This is a genomic window from Hydrogenophaga sp. A37, from assembly GCF_002001205.1.
In the GTDB taxonomy this organism is placed as follows: Bacteria; Pseudomonadota; Gammaproteobacteria; order Burkholderiales; family Burkholderiaceae_C; genus Hydrogenophaga.
Map to the genome: position 1 here is coordinate 41,119 of NZ_MUNZ01000052.1, position 10,713 is coordinate 51,831.

General features: G+C 57.9%; 6 protein-coding genes. 2 read left to right on the forward strand and 4 right to left on the reverse strand.

The window, feature by feature from the left end; translation table 11 throughout:
* Positions 1-180: 180 nt before the first annotated feature.
* The 3 genes from B0E41_RS01780 to B0E41_RS01790 all read right to left on the reverse strand — a co-directional run bounded on the left by B0E41_RS01780 (position 181) and on the right by B0E41_RS01790 (position 6,315).
* Positions 181-747 (reverse strand): papain-like cysteine protease family protein, encoded by a 567-nt coding sequence (locus tag B0E41_RS01780; RefSeq protein WP_077328179.1) that lies wholly within the window; start codon positions 745-747, stop codon positions 181-183.
* 95 nt (positions 748-842) lie between these two features.
* Positions 843-2,126 carry a hypothetical protein gene (locus B0E41_RS26415; RefSeq protein ID WP_143433616.1) on the reverse strand — a complete coding sequence of 428 codons (1,284 nt, stop codon included), beginning with the start codon at positions 2,124-2,126 and terminating at the stop codon, positions 843-845.
* Entirely contained in the window at positions 2,116-6,315 is a 4,200-nt protein-coding gene (locus B0E41_RS01790; protein ID WP_143433617.1) for a hypothetical protein, read from the reverse strand. Before B0E41_RS01790 ends, B0E41_RS26415 begins: the two co-directional genes overlap by 11 nt.
* Positions 6,316-7,429: 1,114 nt before the next feature.
* On the opposite strand from B0E41_RS01790, the gene B0E41_RS01795 reads away from it, so the two are divergent.
* A complete protein-coding gene (locus B0E41_RS01795; protein ID WP_171984636.1) occupies positions 7,430-9,007 on the forward strand; it encodes a winged helix-turn-helix domain-containing protein in 1,578 nt (525 codons plus the stop codon).
* A gap of 45 nt (positions 9,008-9,052) precedes the next feature.
* Here B0E41_RS01795 and B0E41_RS26990 read toward each other — a convergent pair whose 3' ends face one another.
* Positions 9,053-9,211 carry a hypothetical protein gene (locus B0E41_RS26990; protein ID WP_171984637.1) on the reverse strand — a complete coding sequence of 53 codons (159 nt, stop codon included), beginning with the start codon at positions 9,209-9,211 and terminating at the stop codon, positions 9,053-9,055.
* A gap of 393 nt (positions 9,212-9,604) precedes the next feature.
* On the opposite strand from B0E41_RS26990, the gene B0E41_RS01800 reads away from it, so the two are divergent.
* Positions 9,605-10,141, forward strand: coding sequence for a JAB domain-containing protein (locus B0E41_RS01800; RefSeq protein ID WP_077328189.1), 537 nt, complete (start codon positions 9,605-9,607; stop codon positions 10,139-10,141).
* Positions 10,142-10,713: the final 572 nt, after the last annotated feature.

Consider the following 10,713-nt stretch of genomic DNA (forward strand, 5'->3'; position numbering starts at 1 on the left):
GCCGAAGTAGAAGTTGAGCAGGTCCCGTAAACTCATAAATCTTTGTGTTTAAGTGAGCCATAGTGAAAGCGCTGGCTTTCGACACCAGAGTCACTCTATGCCCCTGTCCAGGCGTCAGTACCCACTCGCTTCAACACTAAAAGTTGGCCCGAACGAGACGATGCGTCGGCGCTTTGCAGTTCACAGGAACATCAACTGCGGCACACCCGCAGACGCAGCGCCTTCATAGAACTGGAGAAGAGCAGGGAACGCCTTCGTTGACTTCGCTCCACCGTTCGGGTCGACGACCATAGCCTTCATACCCTTGAAATCTTTGGTGTCGCCAGTTAGTCCCGCCAGCACTATCGCATGGCCCATCAACGCTCCAGGCGTGTAACCAAGCAGGAGCACTGGACCGGGACCGATGAGCTTGGCCCAAGTGTCGGGCGTCATGGACTTGAGTCCATCCGTTCGAGCTTTGAGCGCCTTAGCAAATGGCACCACGCGATCGACGCTGATAGCCGCCTTGGTGTCGTACATGGACTTCCACATCCCGCCGAGTTCGCCAGCCAGTTGTGCCATGGTGGTCGGCACTCCCCTTGCCGCAGACATGAGCATCGCGGCCGATGCGAGCCAACACAAGTTGGATGTGCCTTGATCGACCGCATACATCTTCTGACTGTGGTCCACACTAACCGGTGCGGCTATCGCAAACCGCGCGAGGCTGGCGGCTCCCGCTGAGATGATGATGTCCCTGCGTTTGAGCATGAATTTTCCTCTTTAGAACTTAGGTACGTTTGGGCTGCACGAAGCTACGCACAAGAAGCAACTGGAGTCGCAGTTTCAAGTTGCCCATCGCCCACCTATTGCAAACTTGCTGCTTGTTTGGCGAATTCAATCGCCCGCGTCGCAATGTTCTCTGCCTTGGCAAGGTTGACCGGAGTTTTGAGCATCATGAGCGCCCGAGTGCAGTCGATCAGGGACTCCTTCGCGAGGATGTAAAGCAACTTTCGATCGGTGCGGCTGAGGGCCTGATCTTCCGCACCCTCTGCCGCGATCTTGCTCGAATCAATGAATAGTGAGATCGCCCGAGTGAGATCTGAGGACACCATGCCGTTCCTCTCTCGGAGCCTGATCTGTCCAAGAATCCGAAGATTTGTTGCGTACTCACGGCGCGCATTCGGATCCTTTGGATTCTGCTCGAACGACTTGGCTAGCCTGTCGTGATCAGAGCCGGCTTTATCTCTCGCCAAGCTGATGTTTCCAGACTTGAGGTACGCAAGCGAAAGCTTGTTCCCAATCTCGCCACTTAGCGCGCTGGGGACGAGGTTTGATGCGTACTCTAGTAGCGCAATGTAGTCTGCGGTCGGCTCCGGTGCTGCATGAAGGCTTTGGCTGTGTCTGTATAGCGCCACAGCGATTTTCTCCTTAATCGCTTCGTCCTCAATAAATCGTCGATCGAGTGATTGGATTATCTCGGCAGCACTCCTTTTCGTTTCGAGAATTGAAGAAAGTAGATCGAGCCTACCCGCATTGTCTATGCTAGCAACGGAGACAGAGTATTGACCTCCACTGCAGGTGATGCGAGAAACACACCCAACACGGGTAACTGCACCTCGAGGACCTGTATCGGCGATCTTTGCTTCGAAAGTTACTCCAGTGCCAAAGATTGCAAGCTTCGAGTCTGCTTCCTGACGCACTACTGTGAACTCGATTTGTTGTGGGGAGCCAGGTTTGAAGGGTATAAAGGAGGCACCTGAAGCTTCCAGCTTGGGATCTCCCGTGAGTTCGGGCGAAACAACAGCGTCGCCACGCTCAGGGCGAACCACGGCAGGATACGCATCGGGGCCGTAGAAGTACGGGCGATCTCGCTTTTCGTACCAACAGTTCAGCCCCAGCCAGTTGCAGCGGCGATCCTCCCAATACTCATGATTGACATCAATCTGCCCTGATATGACGAGAAGGACTTTCTGTCCAGGGAAGAACTTCTGGCCAGCAAATAGCTCTGTGAACGAACCTACCTGGCCCTGAATGTTGGATTGAATTGCAGCTGATTGAGCCAGTGCATTCCAAGCCGATAGAGAAAATAGCAACGCCAGTGCTTTTCCCCGAATTGTATTCATGTCTTCTCCACGTTTATTCGGCACGATGTCGCTTCAGGCATTCCTGTAGCTCAAGGCGCTGCTGCGAAATATGAGTACTGCGCTGATCCGCAGAGAATAGGCTAACGCCATCGAAATCCTGCCGCTGTTTAGTTGATGCGAAGCTCCGTCGGCCGAGGGTGGTCGTGGCCGCGTCCAACGAGTTTCTCTCGGCAGAGCAGTTGTTGTGAACCTTTATTCGTGCGCATTGCTGAAGGCGTTCGATCTCGCCCCGTTCGCCTTGTGAGATAACTGCTCCACGGACGGGCGATGGGGTGCGACCGGAGAAAAAGGCGAAAGTGGCGGCACTTGTGCCGCGTGTGCGTCGCTTTACCCCAGACACTCCTGGTTCTTGGCACTGTGAGTTGTCGTCTATCAGTTCAAGCGACGAAGTGTCTGCGTAAGCCCCTCCACCGATAAGCTCGGACACAAACTGTCGTTCGCTGGAGACGTTCGTGGGATCCTGATAGAAGTACGCAAATCTGAGTACAACGTCCTGCGCGGACAAGTTCTCGCTGGTAGGCTCAAGCGCAATTGAGTATCTGCCATAGAGTCCGTAACCTTCGAGCGCTCGCGCAGAGGGGAGATTGCTCCCAGTAAAGAAGCTGTCGTATCTAGTCCTGAGCGCATTGAGGTCAAACTCAGAAACTGTGTTGAACGACGATGTCGCTCTCGCCGCATATGTTTCGATCTGATATGTCAATGAAGCTGGTTCATCAGGCGTGCGCTTGATTCTGGGTATGTACGCGACACCGAGATGCCTTATCGAGATTGGTCCTGCAGCATAGAGATTCCCATCTGCCTTCTTCGCTGAGACTCGAATGTCAACTACACGCAGGTTTTCGAGTCCGAGAGGCACGACCGACTGAATGGGCGAGAGAAACACATCGGCTTGAAATCTTCCGACAGGGCTCCTCTGCCATGTGCGAAACCTGCTGACCTCATCAGGAGGCAATAGATCTGTTGCGAGGCCTATGTTGCGCGTTGCGCCCACTTGGCCCAGTAGGCCATCACCCGGTTTGCAGCCTCGTCTCTGGCAGACATCCTTAGCCAGGCGCAGCATTCGAGACCAATGCACGCGTAGCAGGTCGGGGTCCGTCCTAGTGCTCTCTCGGGACCGGTTCAGCCAGTCATAAAGGTGAATGTCGTTGTCAAGTGCATAGCGGACGTTCTGGGGATCGTTGCGAATTTCATCCTCGACAACTCCCTGCGCGGCTTCGCCTTGTGACCAAAGTGCAAAGGACCTGTCGAAGAGATCAAACTCTTCACGCATCCGTTCGGCTAGGTAATAGGCCCAACCGCGTCTCAAGCCGATCTTCAGATCATCCGTGTTGGCCTCTTCGACACTCTTTTCCATCAAGGTCTGGTAGAGAGAGACTTGCTCTCTTGACGCATCCGCGAGCGCCTCCGCTCTCTCTTGATCCTTCTGGGCCAGGACAGCATCAAAGTACTTTTCGGTCAAGCGGTCCGACAACTCAACCTTCTCAGCCATCAGGCGGGCTGACTCATCCGCAAGACTGTCAAGAAGAGCCGCGTTTGCGCTCGCTGCGGCAAAGCTCTGGGCCAGCTGAAGCGCGACCCCCGCTCCTGGAAATGCGGCGTTCAGTGCAGCTGTCAGTGCGGCGTTGGCTGCTGGATCAAGGCCAGAATCGGTCGATTGGTCAGGCGACTGTGTAACTGGAGGACTTGCTGGAGCCTGCTCTGCCTTTGGCGTCGCCCCCTCTGTGCCCAGTATGGCGTCCTCCATGTAAGCACTGCCAATTGCTCCGGACATGACTGCCTTCGAAACATCCGACTTCGCTGCCTCATTCGGAAGCACTCCCACCAAAGCGTCCCGCATGGAGGCGATGATGTTTGGCTCCCGCAAGATCGTGACTTGCGTCTTGAGCGAATCAAGTGGGAGGCTGGAGAGCACTACATCAGTTCTTGCGCTCGCTGAATCCAGGATCGCGTCGAGCATGCGAGTGCATTGAGCCAGGCTCTGTTCAACGGCGCCAGAGATGGGTTTGTCCACTACTACTTGCGATCTGAGTAACTCAACCTTCTGAGACAACCGGGTAGACTCAAGAACGATACGATCCGCGCTTGCAAGCGCTACGCGGAGATCAGATGGCATGCCGCGCGCGAGCGCAAGCGCCAAAGCCTTGTCGTCAGCGACTTTGAGGTGGGCCCTAAGAAGAGCGCGCAGCTCAGGGGGTACTGACTTAACGAACTCTTCGGGGGCCGCAGTCATGATTGCGTGCAAGCCAAGATTCACGTCCTCAACGCGCTTCCCGGCCACGAGCAGATCTCGCTGAACCTCAGCGAAGATGCGATTGATCGCTGGTGTCGCTTCTCCCTCCAGCTTGATCGAGGCCTGCAGAGCTGGTCCAACCATCCGCCGAACCTGATCCGCAGATACTCCGCTGCGTTGAATCGCCAGGGCGACCTCACGCCGCACTAGTACCTCGTCAACCTTCAATGACTTGGCAGTACGCTCCACAGCTCGTACCCATTCGACGCCCGCAATCTTGTCTCGAAGTCCGTTCTCCAACTCTGCGCGCTTTGCCGGAGGCAATCGCTCATATACGGCAGCACCAAGTCGTCTAATGTTCTCTGCGGTCGGATTTCGAACCACCTCAGCGGCTGACTCGAGGTCGCTGCGTAGCTCTTGAGCGTCTTCTAGGCGTGTCTTGGCTTCACGGTATAGATCAACGAACTTCGCCGACTCTCTAGACACGCCTGCGATTGCCTGAGAGATCTCCGAGTCCGGCGCTGCCAATTCTGATGTGATGTAGGCAGAGGCAACGGCCTTGATGTCACCTTGCCTCAGACCTTCCACCACTGCCGGATCTATGCCGGAGGCGCTAACCACTGCTCGAGTGATGAGTGCACTTGCTTGTTTCTGCAGGCTTTCCTGCTGCGCCGCTAGTGCATCCATCCGCTGGGAGATCTGAGTCTGCGCCTGAGATATCGCACTTAAGCGACGAGATCCCATGTCGATGGTCTTGCGTTCCCGCTTCTCTAGCACTACGCCGCGCTCTTTGTCTGTTACGTAAGCCCTAAGCTTTCCATTCAGCTCCGCCAGCGCAGCCTTGGCTTTCAGAATCTCCTTGTCAGCATCAGCTTGATCTGAGCCTAGCGCGTCAATTTGTGTAATAACTCGATCGAACTCATTCACCAAGTCTTCCAGCGCAATCAAATGCCTTATCGGCACCCCGGGCGATTTCCCACGGTAGCCACCCCAGAAATCTATTCCTGCGCTGATCAAGAGCAAGCGGTAGTCGATGTCTGCGAGCAGAAGGCGTTGGGTTGCTCGGGTACTTGGGGCGAGTTCCTGAACCTGCACCCGACCTGCCTCGAGCGCAGTCAGGCGAGCAGCTTGGTACTTCTTCTTTGCCTCATCTCTCCGGTCCGAGCTTCTTCCCGCAGTGAGAAAGAGCTCGTCGGCCAGTGTCTTTTGGATCACTGCCTTCTCGATATAGAGGTCGCTGACTGATACCTCGTCGTCACTGATCAGGGCGGTGCGTTGGTCTGATGGCGATGCTGCGCACGCTGTGATAGATCGGCCTGCACTGGCAGTGTCGAGGTCGACCGTAATACCAAGTCCAGGCGTCTTGTCGCTGCAGGTCGCCTTTGTACGGAAGTCGGGGCCGCCTCCGAGTTGGTAATCGATACTTACCGAGTACAAGTGACATGCATTTCGTCTGATTCCGACCCTCTCTTTGGACAGGCTGACGGGTGTGGTCGCTGAGAGGTCGACGCCTTCCGGCAGTGACTCTGGTTCACGCTCTCTTGACGTGTCGATCAATAGGTTCCCGACCTTGGAGTCGCGCGGCAAGCCGCCAGCAGTGAAGCGCAACTGATAGTGAACCGGAGTCGAGCTGCTATTCCGTACCCATACGTCGAAGGAAACAGTCGCTTGTCCGTCGGCGTTGATCTGACTGTGAGTTACGTTTCGGACGTCGATGGCTGGTTGGGCTGTGGATGCGAGTGCACCCAGCTCCTTCGGACACTTAGTTGTGCTCCTTCTGGGCGGCGGCACGTCGGGAGAAGAAGCCGGCGGGCTGGGCGGGGAGACTTGAGCCGTTGCAGCAGCCGATAGCGGCAGGAGCGCGGCAGCCATTACCCAAGTTCTTGCTTGCATGCGTCCGACCTCCATTGCCACGTAGGCGTTTTCAGCGTTACTGGAACCACCCAGTTCTTCTTCTGCCAAGAGATGTCATTTGCAGGGGCAGCCATCCTTGGTGAACCGCTTGCGCTCTTGGTTGCCCACCGGCGATGTCAGATACGCTCACGTATAGCGGGCGACCCTGGAACTGCAGTTGACGCGAGCCGTCATTCCGGGCAACAACACTGTATCCAGCCCCTAGGCCTTCCCCCGTCGCTGCAACTGGCCGAAAGAAGCGTAGACACTCTTCATAGCAGCGAGATACCCCGGGTTTGTCTAGCACGTAGAAGTAGACCGGCAACTTTGATGTTGCTTCCACGACGTAACCGTCTGAGGTTGCGCGCAATCCGACAGGGGCCGAGGGGGCAGAGACGCAGCCAAGTAGCGCTACTGCAAAGGAGCAGGTCGCGGCGGAGCGGACAACGCAACAGAAAGCCCGTAATCGAATTGAGCTCAATTTAAACCTCCCACTCGTTTAATGCATTTCCTCGCTTCCTTTGCACCATACATTGTGAAATTTGCAAAGTTAGACGTTTCCCCGGGAAAACCCCGAAAGGTCAATAAAGAGGAATCTTTTCTTCTGACGTCTCCCCCTATCCGGTCACTTCTAAACCGGAGTTGGGCGGCCTTCCAAGGCCCCGAGAGGGGCAAGGAGAAGCGTTGAAGAAGTCCCCTCAGCGAAGTGGAGTCAGGGTCCTTTTCTTTCCTTAGGGGAGGTCTGCACAACACCCTCCGAAACCGATGTTTATGAGTGGTTTCTGCAATGACGGGATTTCCTGCGTTTTGCAATGTGTTTAAAGGTCGAATTCGATACCTTTCACGACCCTTTTGGCCATTTTCGGGTCCGCTCATCCTTGTGCCATGTTCAAATTCCGCTTGTGCACCATCCACAAACTGCTCAGTGCAATCAGCATCATCAGTTTGGCCGTGTTCTTGGCAAAGCGACTACAGGCCACATCTGCGAAGCAATCGCCGGACCCATACAGCTCTCCCGTCATCCTTGTTGAAGGCTAAATCGTTTCGGCTGCAACCAGCATTCCAACCAATGAGGCGAACCGGGAATGCAGTCAACCAATGGAGGTATGCTCGGGCGAGCGCCGCGTCCAGTCCCGAAAGTGCGACGAAATTTTGCGAAACTTGCATCAACGGAGGGTTTGAAATGGGCGAACCGGTTCGGATCGGTGCAGCAACGGTCTTTTTTGGCACCGGGCGGGTCCGCGCGGGTGATGGTCGGGAAACGCTGCTGCGTCCCAAAACGATTGAGCTGCTTCGTGTGCTAACTGCCCAGCGGGACACAGTGATCACGAAAGATGCCCTGTTCGCAGCGGTCTGGCCCGGTGTTTCGGTAGTGGAGGACAGCCTGGTTCAGTGTGTGAGCGAGATTCGTTCGGCGCTCGGTGCGACCGACCGGGACAGGCTCCAGACCTTGCCAAAACGGGGCTATCGGCTGGCTTCAGAGCCTGACCAAGAGCCTCGGGCAATGAACACACTGGCGGGGGAAACTGAGGCCGTTGACAGCCTGCCGGCCTCGATTCTGGTACTGCCCTTTAAGGACCTCTCTGAATCTGTGAACCAAGGGCATTTCGCAGATGGCATGACCGAGGACATCATTGCTGAACTGAACCGCTGGCGCGAGGTGCATGCGGTCTCCCACAGTTTGGCAAACATCTCGAAGGGGCACGCCATCGATGTGCGGGCGGTGGCCGCTGAGATGCGTGTGCGGTACGTGCTGGAGGGAACGGTGCGGCGAAGCGGCGACCGGGTGCGCATCACCGCACAACTGATCGATGGAAAGACCGCCACCAGCGTCTGGGCCGACCGGTTCGACGAAACCGGCGACGACGTTCTGGCGCTGCAGGATGCCGTGACCACGCGTCTGCTGCACAGCCTGATTGGCATCAATGGGGTGATCGTACGCAGCGAAATGCGGAAGGCCTGGCGCAAAACCGAGGGCGATCTCTGCGAGTACGACTACGCCATGCGCAGCCGGTATCACTTCTTTCGACGCACGCCACAAGACACTGCCCGAGCGATAGAGATCTGCCGTGAAGGGCTGCAAAAGCTTCCGAGGTCCGGGGTGTTGAAGATCATGCAAGGGTGGAACCACTTGCTGATGAATCAATACGGTGTTGTTAAAGCAAACGAAGCCTCTTCGTCCATGGAGGAGGCAGCGCGGCTGTTGGAGGAAGGGATGTCCGATCCGGCTCTGCCGGTGACTGCCAAAAGAACTGGCCTTTGGCTGCAGGCGCATGTTGAAGTGCACTACAAGCGCGATTACGGTGCCGCCAGACGCCATGCGTTTGCCGGGGTCGAGGCGTATCCCAACGACACGGATGGTCTGTTCTTGTTGGCCAAAGTGATCCTCTATGCGGGCGAATGGAAGACGGCGCGCCAGTGGCTTAACGCCGCACTGGCCCGTGATCGCAATCCGAAAGACTACAAACTGGCCATGGTTGTTGTGCTGGACTATCTGGAAGGTCGATTCGAGGATGCCTTGGCGTATCGGGACCGGATCACGAACCTGGAGTTCGCGACAGCACCAGAGCTCGCGGCCTCCCTGGTTGCTTTGGGCAGAGTGGCCGATGCGCGAACCATGATGGAGAGGTTTCGCCGCGATGCACCCTGGTTCACTCAGGCGGACTTGCGTACATCGAGGCCCTATCAGGATGCATCGGTACTGGACACGATGCTGGAGCGCCTGGCCCAGGCCGGATGGCCGCCGAAAGGGCAGCCATGAGCCCCCTGCGCGGACAAGGCGGCCACCGGCACCAGTGACTTTTGGTCAGAGAGTTTCGGTGCTCTTCAGCGCCGTAGTCTCGATTTCGATCTTCGTGCCCGGATCGGCCAGCCCGGCAGAGATCATCAAGACAGGCCAGTGCAAGACCTCAATTGGCATGCCGCAGACTTGCCAGAACCAGATGCCGAGGTCCCAATGTGCCAAGTGGAAGTGTTACAAATCACTTGAACCGAGATGGCGTCCATCATAAAAATCACGACTGTTTGAGGAATACCTGCGTCCCGTCGTACCGCCGTCGGGCTCTGCGGGCTTCGCGCCGCGCCCCGTGCCGGGTCGCGGCCATGCGGCTTCGATCCCTGACGCACTCCGGCCGAGGGCAGGCCCCCGGCCTGCGCGCTGCGCTTGCCCTCCTCACGCCTGCAGGTGTGGTGGGGCTGGCTTGCTGATCCCTTCATCCTTGCACACCGTTCTCGCCGTCAAGGTCTGCGCGCCCTGTGGGCGCTGGCGGCCATTCGGCCGTCTTCGAACCTGTGACAGCTGCGCTGCGGCGTGCCGGTTCCGGTCTCGGGCAATCCCGCCCGATCACCGGAGTTGGTCATGCAGCACGATCTGTTTTCTTCCCTCGATTCCTTCCAGGCACTCTCGGTTGCCGCTTCCGCTTTGCTGGTGCGCGATGTCGCGGGCCAGTACCGTCCGGCCGAGGCCGACGAGGTGCTGCTGGCGGCTCAGCAGTTGCTGGCCGCACAGGTGCGAGGCAGCGACCTGATGGATTCTCCTGCTGTGGTCAAGGACTTCCTGCGCGCCCGGCTGGGCAACCTGCCGCACGAGGTGTTTGCGGTGGTGCATCTGGATGCACAGAACCGCGTGCTGGACTACGTCGAGATGTTCCGGGGCACGGTGAGTCAGACATCGGTTTACCCGCGCGAGGTGGTTCGCGATGCGCTGCTTCGGAACAGCTGCGCTCTGGTCCTGGTGCACAACCATCCCAGCGGCGCTGCCCGTCCATCGCGTGCCGACGAATATCTGACACAGACGCTCAAGCAGGCGGTGGCGCTGGTCGATGTGAGGGTGCTCGACCACTTCATCGTGGCGGGCGACGCGGTCAATTCAATGGCCGAGCTTGGCCTCGTGTAACCCCTGGGGCCCCAATTTTTTGTTGCTGTTCAGCGCGCTGCGCGCGGACACAGGGGAGGGCGGAGCATGGCCGGTGTTCGCCGGCAGCACAGGGAGCAGCAGCCCTGTCCCGAGCCCGGGGATCGCGGTCTGGTTTCCTTCCCGCTGCGCGGGAACGAGCCCGCTGGACGAACTGACGCTCGGTCCACTCCCGCCGCTGCGCTGTGGCCCCGTCCCGCCCGTCAGACCATCCCCCCGGACACCCGCCAAGCCCGAAGCCGGGCCGCTGGGAATTCCGGAGGCAGCGAACCCCTGAAGTGATCGCAGCGGCTCGAACGCCGCGCCAGTCGCTGCGCTTTGTGTCACGTCGTCCGCAGAGCCGCCGCTGCTCAAGTAGCTCGGCCGCCTGCGCTGCGCTGGTCGCCCGAAGAGGCTGGGGCAGCGCGTGCGCCAATGGGCCCACCGCACTCCCCCCACGGCGCCCCCATCCACAGGTGAGGGGGACTTGTGGGGGGATCTTTCAGCGGTGGGCCAGGTGACTGGCTCACTGTTTCGTGCTGCAAGGTTTGCCCATCCCCCACCCCTTCCCGAGG

Coding starts and splice junctions, on each gene's coding strand:
- B0E41_RS01800 (WP_077328189.1), top strand. CDS start 9,605: ATGCAGCACGATCTGTTTTCTTCCCTCGATTCCTTCCAGGCACTCTCG.
- B0E41_RS01795 (WP_171984636.1), top strand. CDS start 7,430: ATGGGCGAACCGGTTCGGATCGGTGCAGCAACGGTCTTTTTTGGCACC.
- B0E41_RS01780 (WP_077328179.1), bottom strand. CDS start 747: ATGCTCAAACGCAGGGACATCATCATCTCAGCGGGAGCCGCCAGCCTC.